Annotated in this window: 16 protein-coding genes; 8 read left to right on the top strand and 8 right to left on the bottom strand. The window is 69.2% G+C overall.

What is annotated here, in order from left to right:
* Positions 1-13 precede the first annotated feature (13 nt).
* From BJ980_RS05825 to BJ980_RS05835, 3 genes are read left to right on the top strand one after another with little or no spacing between them, the layout of a single operon-like run.
* Positions 14-1,006 (top strand): ABC transporter substrate-binding protein, encoded by a 993-nt coding sequence (locus BJ980_RS05825; RefSeq protein ID WP_179501420.1) that lies wholly within the window; start codon positions 14-16, stop codon positions 1,004-1,006.
* The gene (locus tag BJ980_RS05830) at positions 1,003-1,797 is read left to right on the top strand and encodes an ABC transporter ATP-binding protein (RefSeq protein WP_179501421.1); all 795 of its coding nucleotides are present in this window, start codon (positions 1,003-1,005) and stop codon (positions 1,795-1,797) included. Before BJ980_RS05825 ends, BJ980_RS05830 begins: the two co-directional genes overlap by 4 nt.
* The gene (locus tag BJ980_RS05835) at positions 1,794-2,504 is read left to right on the top strand and encodes a class I SAM-dependent methyltransferase (protein WP_179501422.1); all 711 of its coding nucleotides are present in this window, start codon (positions 1,794-1,796) and stop codon (positions 2,502-2,504) included. The genes BJ980_RS05830 and BJ980_RS05835 overlap by 4 nt, the downstream gene beginning before the upstream one ends.
* Before the next feature lie 78 nt (positions 2,505-2,582).
* Here the strand turns inward: BJ980_RS05835 and BJ980_RS05840 are convergent, their stop codons facing one another.
* From BJ980_RS05840 to BJ980_RS05860, 5 genes are all read right to left on the bottom strand, one after another.
* Positions 2,583-3,605 (bottom strand): S66 family peptidase, encoded by a 1,023-nt coding sequence (locus tag BJ980_RS05840; RefSeq protein ID WP_179501423.1) that lies wholly within the window; start codon positions 3,603-3,605, stop codon positions 2,583-2,585.
* The gene (locus BJ980_RS05845; protein WP_179501424.1) at positions 3,602-4,018 is read right to left on the bottom strand and encodes a VOC family protein; all 417 of its coding nucleotides are present in this window, start codon (positions 4,016-4,018) and stop codon (positions 3,602-3,604) included. The genes BJ980_RS05840 and BJ980_RS05845 overlap by 4 nt, the downstream gene beginning before the upstream one ends.
* A 231-nt stretch (positions 4,019-4,249) precedes the next feature.
* On the bottom strand, positions 4,250-5,932 hold the full coding sequence (ilvD, locus tag BJ980_RS05850; protein ID WP_179501425.1) for a dihydroxy-acid dehydratase: 1,683 nt from the start codon (positions 5,930-5,932) through the stop codon (positions 4,250-4,252).
* An 84-nt stretch (positions 5,933-6,016) separates the two neighbouring features.
* Complete coding sequence (locus BJ980_RS05855; protein WP_179501426.1) at positions 6,017-7,102, bottom strand: phosphotransferase family protein; 1,086 nt, start codon at positions 7,100-7,102, stop codon at positions 6,017-6,019.
* Positions 7,103-7,147: 45 nt separating this feature from the next.
* Complete coding sequence (locus tag BJ980_RS05860; RefSeq protein WP_179501427.1) at positions 7,148-7,609, bottom strand: SRPBCC family protein; 462 nt, start codon at positions 7,607-7,609, stop codon at positions 7,148-7,150.
* A gap of 43 nt (positions 7,610-7,652) precedes the next feature.
* Here BJ980_RS05860 and BJ980_RS05865 point away from each other — a divergent pair, with 43 nt between their 5' ends.
* The 4 genes from BJ980_RS05865 (at position 7,653) to BJ980_RS05880 (ending at position 11,033) form a co-directional block, all read left to right on the top strand.
* Positions 7,653-8,498 carry an EamA family transporter gene (locus BJ980_RS05865; RefSeq protein WP_218855422.1) on the top strand — a complete coding sequence of 282 codons (846 nt, stop codon included), beginning with the start codon at positions 7,653-7,655 and terminating at the stop codon, positions 8,496-8,498.
* Between the two features lie 154 nt (positions 8,499-8,652).
* A complete protein-coding gene (locus BJ980_RS05870; RefSeq protein ID WP_179501429.1) occupies positions 8,653-8,853 on the top strand; it encodes a hypothetical protein in 201 nt (66 codons plus the stop codon).
* Positions 8,854-8,906: 53 nt separating this feature from the next.
* Positions 8,907-9,863 (top strand): alpha/beta fold hydrolase, encoded by a 957-nt coding sequence (locus BJ980_RS05875; RefSeq protein ID WP_179501430.1) that lies wholly within the window; start codon positions 8,907-8,909, stop codon positions 9,861-9,863.
* A gap of 24 nt (positions 9,864-9,887) precedes the next feature.
* A complete protein-coding gene (locus BJ980_RS05880; protein WP_179501431.1) occupies positions 9,888-11,033 on the top strand; it encodes a PQQ-dependent sugar dehydrogenase in 1,146 nt (381 codons plus the stop codon).
* Between the two features lie 105 nt (positions 11,034-11,138).
* Here the strand turns inward: BJ980_RS05880 and gatB are convergent, their stop codons facing one another.
* The 3 genes from gatB to gatC are packed head-to-tail and all read right to left on the bottom strand — an operon-like array spanning position 11,139 to position 14,475.
* Positions 11,139-12,647, bottom strand: coding sequence for an Asp-tRNA(Asn)/Glu-tRNA(Gln) amidotransferase subunit GatB (gatB, locus tag BJ980_RS05885; protein ID WP_179501432.1), 1,509 nt, complete (start codon positions 12,645-12,647; stop codon positions 11,139-11,141).
* Complete coding sequence (gene gatA, locus BJ980_RS05890; RefSeq protein WP_179501433.1) at positions 12,644-14,179, bottom strand: Asp-tRNA(Asn)/Glu-tRNA(Gln) amidotransferase subunit GatA; 1,536 nt, start codon at positions 14,177-14,179, stop codon at positions 12,644-12,646. Before gatA ends, gatB begins: the two co-directional genes overlap by 4 nt.
* Positions 14,179-14,475 carry an Asp-tRNA(Asn)/Glu-tRNA(Gln) amidotransferase subunit GatC gene (gatC, locus tag BJ980_RS05895; protein WP_179501434.1) on the bottom strand — a complete coding sequence of 99 codons (297 nt, stop codon included), beginning with the start codon at positions 14,473-14,475 and terminating at the stop codon, positions 14,179-14,181. The genes gatA and gatC overlap by 1 nt, the downstream gene beginning before the upstream one ends.
* 23 nt (positions 14,476-14,498) lie before the next feature.
* Here gatC and BJ980_RS05900 point away from each other — a divergent pair, with 23 nt between their 5' ends.
* Positions 14,499-15,860: a mycothione reductase gene (locus tag BJ980_RS05900; protein ID WP_179501435.1), complete on the top strand. Its 1,362-nt coding sequence runs from the start codon at positions 14,499-14,501 to the stop codon at positions 15,858-15,860.
* Positions 15,861-15,866: the final 6 nt, after the last annotated feature.

Raw genomic sequence — 15,866 nt, forward strand, 5'->3', positions numbered from 1 at the left:
CCGAGGAGCCTGCATGTCCCAGCCCCTGCGCACCGTTGTCGCACTCACCTCACTGTGCCTGGCCCTGTCCGGGTGCGGCCTCGTGAAGGACGACGACTCCGCCAGCGTCAAGGGTGACGGCTACTACCCCGTGACGGTGGAGAACTGCGGAGCCTCGGTGACGATCAGGTCCGAGCCCGAGCGCCTGGTGTTGCTGAAGAACTCGGACGTACCGATCCTCGACGCCCTGGGTGTCCTCGACCGTACTGTCGCCAAGGCCGGCGCGTTCCCTTCCGGCTACTACGACGACGTAACAGCGGCCGCACTGGAGGAGGTTCCGTCGCTGACCAGCAAGAGTGACGCCAGTGGTCACCTGCAGATCTCCAAGGAAGTCGTGATCGGCGCCGAGCCGGACCTCGTCTTCGGCGAGGTCGAGAACCTCAGCAGGGAGACTCTGCGCGAAGTCAGGATCGACCTGCTCGAGAACCCTGGGCTGTGCGGTGAGGGCCTGACCGATCCCGGCTTCGACGACGTCCATGCCCAGATCGCGCTGCTCGGCAAGGTGTTCAACCGCGAGGCCGAGGCGACCAGGGCCGTGGCCAGGATGGAGGCGGAGGTCAGCGCCCTCGAGGGGCGTGCTGCCAACATGCCCGCACGGACCGCCGCGGTGCTCTATCCGACCATCGCAGGCGGCACCACGTATGCCTATGGCGCCCGCAGCATGGCCCACCCCCAGCTCGAGGCAGCCGGGTTCGAGAACGTCTTCGCGAGCCAGCGTGAGCGGGTCTTCGAGGTCTCCATGGAGACCCTGCTCGCGAAGAACCCCGACGTCCTCATACTGCTCCATCCCAACGGCGACCCGAAGAAGGTCGAGCAGGCAGTCACCGACCTGCCGGGCGCCAACACCCTCACCGCCGTGCGCAACGGCGACGTGATGACCCAGTTGTTCAACTACACCGAGCCACCGTCTCCGCTGGCTGTTGCCGGGCTCGAGAAGATCATCGAGCGGTTCGGGGAAGACCGATGATCCGCGGCACGGGGCTGAGCTTCTCCTACGGGACCGAGCGGGTCGTCGACGGAGTAGATCTGGCGGCCGATCAGGGCAGGGTGCTGGGGCTCATCGGCCCCAACGGAAGTGGCAAGACGACACTGCTGCGGATGCTCTATGGCGCTCTCCCTCCGAGCGCAGGAGTCATCGAGGTGGACGGAACTCCACTGACGTCGCTCTCCGTGCGAAACATCGCGCAACGACTGTCCGCGGTCGTGCAGGAGACCGGGGGCGAGTCCACGTTGACGGCGACGGAGATGGTGATGCTCGGACGTGCCCCGCACCTGGGCACGTTCCAGCGGTTCGCCAGCGAGGACCAGCGCCTGGTCCGTGACGCACTCGCGACCGTCGGTGGCCTCACCCTCGGGGCGCGGCCCTTCTCCGGGCTCTCCGGCGGCGAGAAGCAGCGGATCCTCATCGCCCGGGCCCTGGCCCAGGGCACCGACCACATGCTCCTGGACGAACCGACGAACCACCTCGACATCCGCTACCAGCACGACCTGTTGAAACTGGTGCGTGGCCTGGGCATCACGGCAGTCGTGGTGCTGCACGACCTGAACCTTGCAGCCCGCTATTGCGACGACCTGATTCTGCTCGACCGCGGGGCCGTGGCCGCACGGGGAACAGTCGACGAAGTCCTCGACCCCGACCTCCTCGAGGCCGTCTACGGCATCGGGGTGCGGCGAGTGAGCGTCGATGGCGAACTGCACCTCCTCTTCCACCCCCGGGACGGGGCTCTCACCCACGAACTGATGAGGAACACGGCATGACCGGAACAGACCCGATCCAGACGCAGCTCAACGAGTACTGGACGCTCCGCGCCCCCGACTACGACGCCTACCAGCAGTCACCGGGTCGGCTGGAGGCGAACAACCGAGCCTGGGGCGAGGTCTTCGCCAGCGCCCTGCCCGCGGCGCCTGCAGATGTCCTCGATCTCGGCACCGGCAGCGGGTACGTCGCCTGCCTGCTCGCCGGCCAGGGCCACCGGGTCACCGCGACCGACCTGTCCGCAGGGATGCTCGAACAGGCCGAGAAGCACGCCGTCGACATGGACTCTCCCCCGACCTTCCTCGAAGGTGACGCCGTAGCACCCGACTTCCCTCCGGCCAGCTTCGACGCGATCACCAACCGGTTCCTGATGTGGACCATGCGCGAGACCGACAGGGCCCTGTCCAACTGGAGGCGCTTGCTGCGTCCCGGAGGAACCCTGGCCGTGGTCGACGGCACCTGGTATCCCCACGGCATGGAACACGACACCACCGAGGAATTCCAGCGCCTCTACGACGCGTCCGTTCAGCAGGCACTCCCCTTGGCCACGGCGTCCTCGATCGACATGGTGGCGGACCGGGTCGTTGCTGCCGGGTTCCGCGAGGTCGAGGTGACCCCGCTGCAGACCTTGCTGGACCTCGACAGAAAGTACGGCGTGGCGCCGAACCACGAGGTGGTCCTGCTCCATGTGGTCACAGGTCGGGTCTGAGGAGTGAGGTGGAGGTAGGTCGAGGAACGAGACCTGCCGGAGCCGAGCCCCGCAAGGCACGACCACAGACAGCACAGCTCAGGCCAGGGTCTGGGTCACCTCGCCCTGGCCGTCACGCACCGTGACCGTCGCCCACGCGCCGTTGACCAGCGGGAGGTACGGCGCCACATGGCCGCAGTCGACATCGAGGATCACCGGTATGCCCAAGTCTGAGAAGGCGTCGGCCACCGCGTCGTGCTGGGTGAAGCCCTCGGTGTCGGGCGCGGACGGTCGCCCGACGAGGATCGCGTTGGCGTGCTCGAACCAGCCCGCGAGCCGGAAGCCGTGCAGGATCCGGGCGACGTCATAGGGCCCGAAGTCGCAGGCCTCGACATAGACCAGGATCCCCTCGTCCGCGTGCTCGCGACCGAACCCGGCGATGTCGGCGTACGGCGTGCCCGAGATCGCGCCGAGCGTCTCCACACAGCCACCGATCAGACGCCCTGTGATCTCGGCATCGCCCCCACCGAGGACGCTCCAGCCGTCGACGGCATCGAGATCGAAGACGGTGGTGTCCGGGTTCGCGATGTAGTCACCGTGCGGCGCAGTGCGGAACCGGCCAGGGCTGCACTGGGTGACCGCACCGGTCGCCGCGGCCAGCTCGGTCCAGTGCGCGAGCCCGTCCGGCGCACGGTAGGGCGAGTCCATCAGGTTGGAGCCGTGCAACGTGGCCCAGCCAGTACGCAGGGTGAGCGGCACCATCACGGTGGTGAGGTCGGAGTAGCCGACCAACCAGGTCGGCTCCGCCTGGGCGAGCGCGTCCCAGTCGAGCAGGTCGAGCAGGTCGATCGCCAGCTCGCCGCCCCACGGTGGGACCACCGCGCGGACCTCCGGATCGAGCAGCATCCCCATCAGCTCCTCTGCCCGCTGATGCTTGGGCGCCGAGACGTGGCGGGTCCCGTCCATGCACTCACCCACGCGTACGACGTACCCGCGCTGTTCCAGGTCGCGCCTGGCCACCTCGAGCCGGGGATGCATCGCTGCGCCGACGCCGCTGGAGGGCGACGTGACCGCGATCAGGTCACCGGGCTGCAGGGGGCGGGGGAAGCGGATCGGGCTCATGGCAGCACCAGCTGACCGATGTCGCCCGGGTTCGTGGCGATCTCCCAGCGGAAGCCGTCGGGGTCTGCGAAGTAGCCGGTGTAGCCGCCCCACTCCCGTTGCCTGGCGGTCTCCACCGGGTCCGCGCCGGCAGCCCGGGCCAGGTCGAGGACGGCGTCGACCTCGTCCTCGCTGGCCACGTTGTGCGCCAGGGTGATCGGTACGACGCCCTCACCGCGCCGGATGGTTCCGACCTCGGCCTCGAAGGCGGTCTCGTCCCACAGCGAGAGCACCAGGTGCTCGCCGGCCCTGATCATCAGCACGTCGCCGGGCACGAAGAGCTCGGCGGTCCAGCCGAGTCCGTCGAGATAGAACTCCCGACTTCTCTCCAGGTCGTTGACGGCAAGGGTGACGAAGCTGATCCGCTGGTCCATGCGCCCAGCATCTCCCACTCGCCGCTTGCTGCCCAACCCAATTCCCCCGACCCGGCGTGGGAATCACCGACCCGGCAGAACATTCGTCGAGTCGGCAGTTGTTGACAGACCTTGTTTGCGAACAACTGCCGACTCGGCGTGGAAAGCGTCGACCCGGCAGTTGTTCACAGCTATTCGTTTGTCAACAACTGCCGGGTCGGCGTAGGAGGTCCCGACTCGGCGGAAGGAGGGTCAGCTGGTGACGGCTCCGTGCGCGGCGGACTGCACGGTCTTGGCGTACTTGCCGAGCACACCGCGGGTGTACTTCGGGGGGTGCGGCGCCCAGCCCTCCTTGCGCTTCTCCAGCTCGTCGGCATCCACAGCCACCTCGAGCAGGCGGTTGGCGACGTCGAGGGTGATCTGGTCACCGTCGCGCACGAAGGCGATCGGGCCGGCGTCCACTGCCTCGGGGGCGATGTGGCCGACGCAGAGACCAGTGGTCCCGCCGGAGAAGCGGCCGTCGGTGATCAACAGGACGTCCTTGCCGAGACCGGCACCCTTGATCGCACCGGTGATGGCGAGCATCTCGCGCATCCCCGGACCACCCTTGGGTCCCTCGTAGCGGATCACGACGACGTCGTTGGCGACGATCTTGCCCGCGGCCAGGGCGTCGAGCGCGGCGCGCTCGCCGTCGAAGACTCGCGCGGTGCCGGTGAACACGTCGTTGTCGAACCCGGCGCTCTTCACGACCGCACCCTCGGGGGCCAGCGAGCCCTTGAGGATGGTCAGGCCACCGGACTTGTGGATCGCGTTGTCCATCGTGTGGATCACGTCGCCGTCGAGTGCCGGCGGCTCGATCTCGGCCAGGTTCTCGGCCATCGTCCTGCCGGTCACGGTCATCACGTCGCCGTGCATCAGGCCGGCCTCGAGCAGCGCCTTCATCACCATCGGGATGCCACCGACCCGGTCGACGTCGGTCATCACGTACTTGCCGAACGGCTTCAGGTCGGCCAGGTGCGGGACCTTGTCGCCGATCCGGTTGAAGTCATCGATGGTCAGCGGCACCTCGGCCTCACGAGCGATCGCGAGCAGGTGCAGCACCGCGTTGGTCGAACCACCGAGCGCCATCACGACGGCGATGGCGTTCTCGAACGCCTCCATGGTCATGATCTGGCGGGCGGTCAGGCCCTTGCGCAGCATCTCGACGACGGCCTCGCCCGACTTCACCGCGAAGGCATCGCGACGGCGGTCGGGGGCCGGCGGCGCGGCCGAGCCCGGGAGGCTCATCCCCAGCGCCTCGCCCACCGAGGCCATCGTGTTCGCGGTGTACATGCCGCCACACGCTCCCTCGCCCGGACAGATCGCCTTCTCCACGCGGGTCACCTGGTCGCGCGAGATCTTGCCGGCCAGGCAGGCACCGACGGCCTCGAAGGCGTCGATGATGGTGACGTCCTCACCGTCGAGCTGGCCCGGAAGGGTCGAGCCGGCGTAGAGGAAGACGGAGGCCAGGTCGAGGCGCGCCGCGGCCATCAGCATGCCGGGCAGGGACTTGTCGCAGCCGGCGAGCAGGACAGAGCCATCGAGGCGCTCGGCCATCATCACGGTCTCGACGGAGTCGGCGATGACCTCGCGCGAGACCAGCGAGAAGTGCATGCCCTCGTGACCCATCGAGATCCCGTCCGAGACGGAGATGGTGCCGAACTCGAGCGGGAACCCGCCGGCGGCGTGCACGCCCTCCTTGGCTGCCTTGGCCAGGCGGTCCAGCGAGAGGTTGCACGGGGTGATCTCGTTCCACGACGAGGCCACACCGATCTGCGGCTTCACCCAGTCGTCGTCCCCCATCCCGACGGCACGGAGCATTCCGCGGGCAGCGGCCTTCTCCAGTCCATCGGTGACGTCGCGGCTACGGGGCTTCATGTCAGGGGTGTCGCTCATGCCCCCAGATTAGTCCCGCGTCCGTGCCGGCCGGTCGGGTGTCCGGACCTCAGTCCGGACCTCAGGCCGGGTTCACGCCGGGGTTCACTCGGCAAACGCCGGCGCGGTCCTCAGCGGGTGCGGGCCCCAGCGCCGGGTGAGCTCGGCGGCGAGCGATCCGGCGTACGTCGTCAGGGCGGCGGGTCCACGCAGCCGTGAGGCCAGCTCGAGACGGCTGAGCACCATCGTCCGGCGGCCCGGTCGCTTCGCGGAGTCCTCGTTGTCCGCCTCGTCATCCAGGGCGCCGGGCAGGAACATCGTCGAGCTGATCAGGCACCACAGCAGGGTGGCCGCGACCAAGTCGTCGTCGAAGCCGGGCTCGGCGATCCAGGGCAGGTGCGCGGCTGCGCCGGTGCGGTACGTCGCCAACGCGGCCTCGGCCCGGCGCTGCGGCACCTGCCACGCACACCAGCAGGTCGGCCACGGCACGGTGAGATAGGCCGCGTCCCAGGCCGGGTGCCTGACCTCGGCGAACTCGAAGTCCAGCAGGTGTACCACGCCGTCGACGAGCAGGTTGTTGTCCGGGCAGGTGTCGCCCGGCGTGACCACCCACCGTTCCTCGCGCTCCAGCGGCGCCGCCACCTCGACGAGCAGCGCGGCCAGGTCGTCGACCACGGGCAGGTCGTGCTCGGCGGCCAACCCGGTCAGTCGTTGCGGCAGCCCGGCGATCTCTCCCGCGATCACCGAGCCGGGCAGGTCATCACCGAGGTGCGCACGGAAGGTCTCGGTCCGGTCGGTGGTGTGCACGTGCAGGTGGGCCAGCGCCACCGCCCAGGCGCGCAGCGCGCCTGCGGCTGCCTCGGGATCCCGGCCCAGCAGGTGATCGGCCAGGCTCCAGCCGTGACCCAGGTCGCTCATCACCACGAGGGCGGGCTCCTCGACGAGTGCCAACAGCTCGGGACATCCGGACCCGCGGACGGCAGCGAGGCCGGCCCCCTCCCGACGCCAGGCGTGGCCCTCGGAATCGCGATAGGCCTTGACCACGAACTGCTCGGCCCCATCGGTGACCCGCCACAGGTCGGTACGGGCTCCGCCGAAGCGTCTCCCGATCGACCGCAGCCGCGGCACGCCCAGTGCCCGGGCCGCGACCTCGAGCGCCGCGCCCTTGTCGATTGCCGGTCCGGAGGTCATCACAGAGCCGTCATCTGGGAGCCGTCATCTGGGAGCCGTCATCGCTCAGGCGGGTTGCTCGGCAGCCCGCTTGAGCTGGGCGAGCCCCTTCTCGAAGTCCTTGCCGATCATCTTGTCCATCGGGAAGAACCTGGCGAGCAGGCTCATCGGGAACTTCTGGTTCCCCACCATCGTCCAGGTCACCTCGGTGCCGCTGGCCACCGGTCTGAGGTCGAACCTCACCTGGTTCGTCGCACGGAACGGCGTCTGGAAGACGAGCGAGACGTCGATCCGGTCCGGCGTCGAGGCAGTGATCTCCATGCTGCCGGCCCCGGCCCTCCTGTTGCCGACCCAGGCATAGCGGGCACCCTGGCCCGTCTGGGCACCGCTGTAGTCGCGCTTCATCGAGGGATCAACCCCCTCCCAGGGCGACCACCGCTGCCACTCGCGGAAGTCGTCGATCAGCCGGTGGATCTGCTGGGGGTCGGCCACGACATCGACCGACCGGGAGACCTCGAACGTCGACATGGTGGGATCGTGTCAGATCCACGGTCCGACGGGAAGGAGGCAGATGCGTCGCGCAGTCTGGCTGGTGCTCGCCAGCATCGCCTCCGTCCAGCTCGGGGCAGCGATCGCCAAGGACCTCTTCGATCGCATCGACCCGACCGGGATGGTGCTCCTGCGCCTCGCCACCAGTGCGGTCATCCTGCTCGCCCTGGCCCGGCCGAGCCTGCGCGGCCGGTCCCGCACGGACTGGCTGGTGGTCGCCGGATTCGGTCTCAGTCTCGGCACGATGAACTGGGCGATCTACCAGTCGTTCGCGCGCATCCCGCTCGGTGTCGCGGTGACGATCGAGTTCGTCGGACCGCTCACCCTGGCCGTCCTGGGATCGCGCCGGCCACGCGACCTCGCCTGGGTCGGCCTTGCCGCCCTCGGGGTGCTCCTGCTCGGTTTCGACCCGTCCGGCCTCAACCTGGCCGGCGCCCTCTTCGCGCTCCTCGCCGGCGCGGCCTGGGCGTCGTACATCCTGCTCAGCGCCAGCACCGGACGGCGCTGGCCGGGCCTGGACGGACTGGCCGTCGCCAGTGTGGTGGCCGTGACGGCGCTGATGCCGTACGCCGTGGCCGCGGGCGGGCGCGACCTACTGCACCTCGACATCCTGCTCATCGGAGCCGCGGTCGGGCTGCTCAGCTCCGTGATCCCCTACAGCCTCGAGCTCACTGCCCTGCGCAACCTCAAGCCCGCGGTCTTCGGCATCCTGATGAGTCTCGAGCCGGCCGCGGCCGCGCTCGCCGCGGTGATCGTCCTGCGCGAGCTGCTCAGCCCGCTCCAGGTCGTCGCGATGCTCCTGGTGATCGTTGCCTCCGTGGGCGCGACCCGGACTGCCCCACCGCAGGTGGAGCCGGTCCCCGACTGAAGCGAGCTGAACCGGGCTGAACGCGACTGAGCCACGCTGAACCGCCGCGCACCAGTTCACCCATGCTTCACACGACGTTGACCACCAGGACACGGCGGCGGCCTAGGTTCGAGGCTGACCACATAAGAGCCAGCCAGCGAGATCGGGGTCGACCATGCTCCTGCGTTCCGCCTTCCGGATCTTCGACGACTGGTCCGTCCGCTCCCAGCTCCGCGCGCGGCGCAACGCGATGGTCGCGGCCACCGCGCTCGCCCAGCGAACCGCGGAAGCGCGCGAGGTCGACGCCTACCTGGCTTGTCGGCACCGGCACCCGAGCCTCACCGCCGAGCAGGCTCCCATCACTCTGCGCGCCTGAGGCTTGCGTCACGTTTCCATCTGCTGGGTGACCTGGTGGGCGAGAATCCGCGCATGGCTGCCGTCGTCCCTCCCGGGCCCACCACCGAACTCTCCTCAGTCCCCGAGGTCTTCTACTTCGACGTCGTCTCCGCCGACGGCACCAAGCTGCGCGGCTGGACCAATGACCCCGACTGCCTGATCGACGGACCGACGGTGCTGCTCTGCAACGGGCTCGGCACCAACCCGTGGACCACGCCCTCGGTACTGGCACCCGACTCGGGGATCCGGGTCGTGTCCTGGAACCACCGGGGCACCGGCGGCTCGGAACGGCCGCAGGATCGCACCCACGTCGGGGTCGACTCGTTCGTCGAGGACGCCGTGGCAGTGCTCGACCACATCGGCGTCGAGCGAAGTGTCCTGATGGGCTGGTCGATCGGCGTCAACACCATGTTCGAGCTCGCCTTCCGGCACCCCGAGCGGGTCGCCGGACTGTTCGCCTTCGCCGGGGTCCCCGGTGACACCTTCGCCACCATGCTGGCGCCGCTGCGACTGCCCCGCGTCGTCGCCCGCGGGATCTCGGTGAACATCACCCGCGCGGTCGCGCTGGCCGGCCGGGCGATCACCCCGATCACCACCCGACTGCCGATCTCGGAGCGGACCGTCGGCCTGCTCAGCCGCACCGGCTTCATGTTCCCGGTCGCGGACCCCGCACTGGCGGCCCACGCCGTACGTGAGTTCCTGTCCACCCCGGTCGACTGGTACTTCCACCTGGCCCTGACCACGTCTCGCCACGGCCGGGTCTCGCTCAGCTCGATCAAGGTGCCCACCGCGTTCGTCGCAGGCAAGTGGGACATCCTCGCCGGGAGCCGCGACATGGCCACCGCCGCGGAACGCATCGAGGGAGCGACGTACGTCGAGCTGGTCGGCTCACACTTCATCGCGATGGAGCAACCGCAGCGATTCCACGAGCTCCTCCTCGAATTCCTCGACCGGGTCGAGCAGGCCGAGGCTTCGTCGACCCCGGCCTGAGTCACCCGCACTAGAGTCGGGCCCATGAGGTCCGTCGCCACAGCCCTGGTCCTGTCCCTCGCTGTCCTGGCGGCATGCTCGTCCGAGGGGGACGACTCGCCCACCGATGGCCGGTCCGGGTCCTCGCCGACGGGCCAGTCCTCCAACCAGTCGCCCAGCCAGTCGCCCTCCGACGTACTAACCGCGACCCCCGCTCCCAGCGACCCCAAGTCGGCCACGGTCACCCGCACCGTGGTGAGCGGTCTCGAAGCCCCCTGGGGCCTGGACTTCCTACCCGACGGCACCGCCGTGGTCACCGAGCGCGACTCGCGCCGGGTGCTGGTCATCGAGGACGGCAAGGCCCGGGAGATCGGTACCGTCACCCAGGCCGCTCCGGGCGAGGAGGCCGGCCTCCTCGGCGTCGCGGTCTCCCCCGACTTCGAGCAGGACAAGACCCTCTTCCTCTACCTGACCACGCAGGAGGACAACCGGATCGTGCGCACGACGTACGACGGGAAGCGCCTCGGCGAGCTCGACCCGATCGTGACCGGCATCCCTCGGGGAATGATCCACGACGGTGGCCGCCTGGCCTTCGGACCGGACGGGCTGCTGATCGCCTCCACCGGTGACTCCGGCGACCAGGGCACCGCCCAGGACGAGGACTCGTTGGGCGGCAAGATCCTGCGGATGACGCCCGAGGGGAAGCCGGCACCGGGCAATCCCAATGACGACCTGGTTCTCTCGCTCGGTCACCGCAACGTCCAAGGCTTGGCCTTCGACTCGACCGGGCAGCTGTGGGCCAGCGAGTTCGGCTCCCAGGAGTTCGACGAGCTGAACCGGATCGAGGCGGGCAGGAACTACGGCTGGCCGCAGTTCGAGGGCGAGGGCGGCACCGATCAGATGACCGACCCCCAGGTCGTGTGGAGCACCGACGAGGCTTCCCCGTCCGGGCTGGCGTTCGCCGAGGGGCACCTGTGGATGGCGTCGCTGCGCGGTGAGCGCCTGTGGCGCGTCGACGTCGCAGGCGGCAAGGCCTCCGCGCCGAAGGACTTCTTCGTCGGCGACTACGGCCGGCTGCGCACCGTGGCGCTCGCACCCAACGGCAAGCTCTGGCTGACCACCTCGAACCGGGACGGTCGTGGAGACCCGGCCAAGGGCGATGACCGCATCCTCGAGGTCACCCTCAAGTGAGCTGACCTCTTCGCGCGGTGACGTGCGGGGCTCGACTGCTGACGTCTGGACTTCAAGACATCACGCAGGATCGAGCTCCCGCACGGCACTGCCTGACACCTGGTGTCAGGTGAGCTTCTCCAGGATGAGCTCGCGCACGCGACCAGCGTCGGCCTGACCGCGCATCTCCTTCATGACCGAGCCGATCAGCGCCCCGGCCGCGGCGAGCTTGCCGTCGCGGATCTTGTCGGCCACACCCGGGTTCTCGGCGATCGCCTTGTCGACCGCGGCGCCCAGGGCACCGTCGTCGGAGACGATCTCGAGCCCGCGGGCCGCGACGATCTCCTCCGGCGTTCCCTCGCCGGCAAGCAGGCCGTCGAAGACCTGGCGGGCCAGCTTGTCGTTGAGCCGGCCCGCGTCGACCAGCGCCTGTACGGCGGCCACGTCGGCCGGCGTCACGCCGAGGTCGGCGATCTCGACGCCCGAGTCATTCGCGCGTCGTGCCATCTCCGAGAGCCACCACTTGCGCGCCGACTGCGGGGAGGCACCGGCGGCGATGGTCTCCTGGACCAGCCCGAGTGCGCCGGCAGCGACGGTGTCGCGCATCTCCAGGTCGGTGAAGCCCCACTCCGCCTGGAGCTCGGCGCGCTGCTCGCGAGGCAGTCGGGGCAGCGTGCCACGCAGCTCCTCGACCCACTCCCTGCTCGGGGCCACGGGCACGAGGTCCGGCTCCGGGAAGTAGCGGTAGTCGTCGGCGTCGGACTTGGGGCGACCGCTGGTGGTCACGCCGGTGTCCTCGTGCCAGTGCCTGGTCTCCTGCAGGATCGATCCACCGCCGTCGAGGATTGCCGCGTGGCGCTGCATCTCGTAACGGACGGCACGCTCGACCGAGCGCAGGGAGTTCACGTTCTTGGTCTCGGTGCGGGTGCCCAGCTCGCCGGTCCCGACAGGCGCCATGGACAGGTTCACGTCCGCACGGATCGAGCCCTGGTCCATCCGAGCATCCGAGACACCGAGGGCGACGATCAGCTCGCGCAGCTGCGCGACGTAGGCCTTGGCGATCTCGGGTGCCTTCTCGCGAGCGCCCATGATCGGCTTGGTGACGATCTCGATCAGGGGGATGCCGGCGCGGTTGTAGTCGACCAGCGAGTGCGAGGCACCATGGATACGTCCGGTGGCGCCACCGACGTGCAGTGACTTGCCGGTGTCCTCCTCCATGTGGGCGCGCTCGATCTCGACCCGCCAGATCTCGGGACCGTCCTCGCCGGCGATCTCGACGTCGAGATAGCCCTCGAACGCGATCGGCTCGTCATACTGCGAGGTCTGGAAGTTCTTCGGCATGTCGGGATAGAAGTAGTTCTTCCGCGCGAACCGGCACCACTCGGCGATCTCGCAGTTCAGGGCGAGCCCGATCCGGATCGCCGATTCCACGGCCTTCGCGTTGACCACCGGCATCGCGCCCGGCAGGCCCAGGCAGGTCGGGCAGACCTGGCTGTTCGGCTCGCCGCCGAAGACGGCCGGGCAACCGCAGAACATCTTGGTGTTGGTGTTCAGCTCGACGTGGACCTCCAGGCCCATGGCGGGGTCGAACTTCTCCAGCGACTCCTCGAGGGAGAGCAGGGTGTCGGTGCTCATGCGTCAGCTCCATCCAGGGCCGGGGCGCGATCCAGCAACGGACCGCCCCACTTCTTCTCGAGCAGGGTCTCCAGGGCTGCGCCCACGCGGTAGAGCCGGTCGTCGGCCAGCGCGGGGGCCAGGATCTGGAAGCCCGCGGGCAGGTCGTCCTCATCGGCCAGGCCACTGGGCAGCGAGATTCCCGGGACACCGGCCAGGTTCGCGGGGATCGTGGCGAGGTCGTTGAGATACATCGCCACCGGGTCGTCGAGCTTCTCCCCCAGCTTGAACGCGGTCGTCGGCGCGGTCGGCGACACGAGCACGTCGACCTGCTCGAAGGCCGCCTCGAAGTCGCGGCTGATCAGGGTGCGCACCTTCTGCGCCTGGCCGTAGTAGGCGTCGTAGTAGCCGCTGGACAGGGCATATGTGCCGAGGATGATCCGGCGCTTGACCTCGTCACCGAAGCCGGCGTCGCGCGAGGCGCGCATGACGTCCTCGGCCGACGGCTCTCCGTCCGGGACCACTCGCAGGCCGTAGCGCATCGCGTCGAACTTGGCGAGGTTCGAGGACGCCTCCGACGGCATGATCAGGTAGTAGGCGGCGAGCGCGTGGACGAAGCTCGGGCACGAGACCTCGACGACCTCGGCGCCGGCCTCGACGAGCAGGTCGAGCGACTCCTGGAACCGGGCCAGCACGCCTGCCTGCCACCCAGATCCGGACTCGGCGTCGCCGCCGAGCTCCTTGATCACACCGACGCGTACGCCGCTCAGGTCTCCGCTCGCGCCGGTTCGGGCTGCTTCGACCAGGGCCGGGAGGGGCTGGGCGATGCTGGTGGAGTCGCGCGGGTCGTGCCCGCCGATCAGCTCGTGGAGCAGTGCGGAGTCCAGCACGGTCCGGGTCACCGGGCCGACCTGGTCGAGCGAGTTGGCCATCGCCACCAGGCCATAGCGCGAGATCCCGCCATAGGTGGGCTTCACGCCGACCGTTCCGGTGACGGCGCCGGGCTGGCGGATCGAGCCGCCGGTGTCGGTGCCGATGGCGAGGGGTGCCTGGAAGGCCGCGACCGCTGCGGCCGAGCCGCCGCCGGAGCCGCCGGGGATCCGGTCCAGGTCCCAGGGGTTGTGGGTCGGGCCGTAGGCCGAGTGCTCGGTGGAGGACCCCATCGCGAACTCGTCCATGTTGGTCTTGCCCAGGATGGGCAGGCCGGCTTCCTTGAGACGGGTGACGACGGTGGCGTCGTACGGCGGGATCCAGCCCTCGAGGATCTTCGACCCGCAGGTGGTCGGAAGTCCCTCGGTGGCCAGGACGTCCTTGACCGCCACGGGTACGCCGTCCAGCGGGGAGGCAGGGCTGCCAGCGGCACGGCGCTCGTCGGAGGCCTTCGCCTGAGCCAGGGCGCCCATGGCGTCGACGTGGAGGAAGGCGTTGACCTGTCCGTCCACAGCGGCGATGCGGTCGAGGAAGAGCTGGGTCAGCTCGACGCTGGTGACCTCACCGGCCTCGAGGGCGGCAACCAGGTCGGCTGCGGAAGCGCGCAGGTAGTCGACACTCATCAGTCCTCCTCCAGGATCCGCGGCACCGAGAACCGCTGCTGCTCCGACTCGGGAGCGCCGGCAAGTGCCTGCTCGGCAGTCAGGCCGGGGACCACGACGTCTTCACGGAAGACGTTGGTCAGCGGGAGCGCGTGCGAGGTGGGCGGGATGTCCCCGGCCGCGACCTCGCTGATCGAGGCGACCGACTCGAGGATCACCGAGAGCTGCGGCGCGATCTGGCTCAGCTCCGCTTCTGACAGGTCGATGCGGGCGAGGTCGGCAAGATGAGCCACCTCGTCACGGGAAATCTCAGGCATGGCCCCGATCCTATGCTGGCCCCATGACCCACTTCGACATCGCCGTCATCGGTGCAGGTTCCGGCAACTTCCTGATGAACCGCTCGCTGTCCGACCAGCAGTTCGCAGTGATCGAAGAGGATCGTTTCGGAGGCACCTGCCTCAACGTCGGATGCATCCCGACGAAGATGTTCGTGCACGCCGCCGAGGTCGCCGCCCAGGTGCGCGACGCCGCCCGGTTCGGCGTCGATGCGACCGTCGACCAGGTGCGTTGGACCGACATCCGGGACCGGGTCTTCGGCCGGATCGATCCCAACTCCGCATCGGCTCACCAGCACCGGGAGAACGGTGAGAACACCACGGTGTTCACCGGGCACGCCACCTTCACCGGCGACCACTCGCTCAGTGTCACCACGGCGGGCGGGTCCGAGGAGGTGATCGCCGATCGGATCGTGGTCGCCGCGGGGGCCAGGCCCACCGTACCCGCCGAGATCGCGCAGGTGCCGCACCACACCAGCGACACGATCATGCGGATCGATGCGCTGCCTCGGTCACTGACCATCCTGGGTGGCGGGGTCGTGGGCACCGAGTTCGCGCACATCTTCTCGGGCCTGGGTGTGGAGGTGCGCATCGTCAACCGTGGCACCAGCATGCTGAGGAAGATCGACACCGAGATCTGTGACCGGTTCACCGCGCTGGCACGCGAGCAGTGGGACTGCCACCTCGGCCAGGGCGTCGCGCGTGCCGAGACCACCGACGTCGGAGTGTCCCTGGTCCTCGCGGACGGCACCCGGGTGGAGAGCGAGATGCTTCTGGTCGCGACCGGGCGAGTTCCGAATGCCGACCGTCTCGGGCTGGAGAACACCGGGATCGAGCTCCACGACGACGGCCGGATCCACGTCGACGAGTTCGGTCGCACGACGGCCGACGACGTCTGGGCCCTGGGCGACATCTCCTCTGCGCACCAGCTCAAGCACATCGCGAACCACGAGGCCCGGACCATCGCCCACAACCTGGCCCACCCCGAGGACCTCCAGGCCTTCGACCACCGGTTCGTCCCCGCCGGGATCTTCACCAACCCCCAGATCGCCACCGTTGGTCTGACCGAGGACGAGGCGCGTCGTGCCGGCCACAGGATCACGGTTTCCAGCCGCGCCTACGGCGACACCGCCTATGGCTGGGCCCTCGAGGACACCACCGGGATCTGCAAGGTGGTCGCCGATCAGGAGACCGGGCTCATCCTGGGCACGCACATCCTCGGCCCGGATGCCTCCACCCTGATCCAGCCGGCCATCCAGGCGATGAGCTTCGGTCTGACCGCGCGCGAGATGGCACGCGGCCAGTACTGGATCCACCCCGCGATGACCGAGGTCCTCGAGAACGCCCTGCTCGGCCTGGGCCGCTGACCGGCT

The sequence above is a fragment of the Nocardioides daedukensis genome, assembly GCF_013408415.1.
Classification (GTDB): Bacteria; Actinomycetota; Actinomycetes; order Propionibacteriales; family Nocardioidaceae; genus Nocardioides; species Nocardioides daedukensis.

Excerpts from the sequence above, each read along its gene's own strand:
- gatB (WP_179501432.1), bottom strand. The coding sequence starts at position 12,647 with ATGAGCACCGACACCCTGCTCTCCCTCGAGGAGTCGCTGGAGAAGTTC.
- BJ980_RS05845 (WP_179501424.1), bottom strand. The coding sequence starts at position 4,018 with ATGGACCAGCGGATCAGCTTCGTCACCCTTGCCGTCAACGACCTGGAG.
- BJ980_RS05875 (WP_179501430.1), top strand. The coding sequence starts at position 8,907 with ATGGCTGCCGTCGTCCCTCCCGGGCCCACCACCGAACTCTCCTCAGTC.
- BJ980_RS05870 (WP_179501429.1), top strand. The coding sequence starts at position 8,653 with ATGCTCCTGCGTTCCGCCTTCCGGATCTTCGACGACTGGTCCGTCCGC.
- BJ980_RS05825 (WP_179501420.1), top strand. The coding sequence starts at position 14 with ATGTCCCAGCCCCTGCGCACCGTTGTCGCACTCACCTCACTGTGCCTG.
- gatC (WP_179501434.1), bottom strand. The coding sequence starts at position 14,475 with ATGCCTGAGATTTCCCGTGACGAGGTGGCTCATCTTGCCGACCTCGCC.
- BJ980_RS05840 (WP_179501423.1), bottom strand. The coding sequence starts at position 3,605 with ATGAGCCCGATCCGCTTCCCCCGCCCCCTGCAGCCCGGTGACCTGATC.
- gatA (WP_179501433.1), bottom strand. The coding sequence starts at position 14,179 with ATGAGTGTCGACTACCTGCGCGCTTCCGCAGCCGACCTGGTTGCCGCC.
- BJ980_RS05855 (WP_179501426.1), bottom strand. The coding sequence starts at position 7,102 with ATGACCTCCGGACCGGCAATCGACAAGGGCGCGGCGCTCGAGGTCGCG.
- ilvD (WP_179501425.1), bottom strand. The coding sequence starts at position 5,932 with ATGAGCGACACCCCTGACATGAAGCCCCGTAGCCGCGACGTCACCGAT.
- BJ980_RS05880 (WP_179501431.1), top strand. The coding sequence starts at position 9,888 with ATGAGGTCCGTCGCCACAGCCCTGGTCCTGTCCCTCGCTGTCCTGGCG.
- BJ980_RS05900 (WP_179501435.1), top strand. The coding sequence starts at position 14,499 with ATGACCCACTTCGACATCGCCGTCATCGGTGCAGGTTCCGGCAACTTC.
- BJ980_RS05830 (WP_179501421.1), top strand. The coding sequence starts at position 1,003 with ATGATCCGCGGCACGGGGCTGAGCTTCTCCTACGGGACCGAGCGGGTC.
- BJ980_RS05865 (WP_218855422.1), top strand. The coding sequence starts at position 7,653 with ATGCGTCGCGCAGTCTGGCTGGTGCTCGCCAGCATCGCCTCCGTCCAG.
- BJ980_RS05835 (WP_179501422.1), top strand. The coding sequence starts at position 1,794 with ATGACCGGAACAGACCCGATCCAGACGCAGCTCAACGAGTACTGGACG.
- BJ980_RS05860 (WP_179501427.1), bottom strand. The coding sequence starts at position 7,609 with ATGTCGACGTTCGAGGTCTCCCGGTCGGTCGATGTCGTGGCCGACCCC.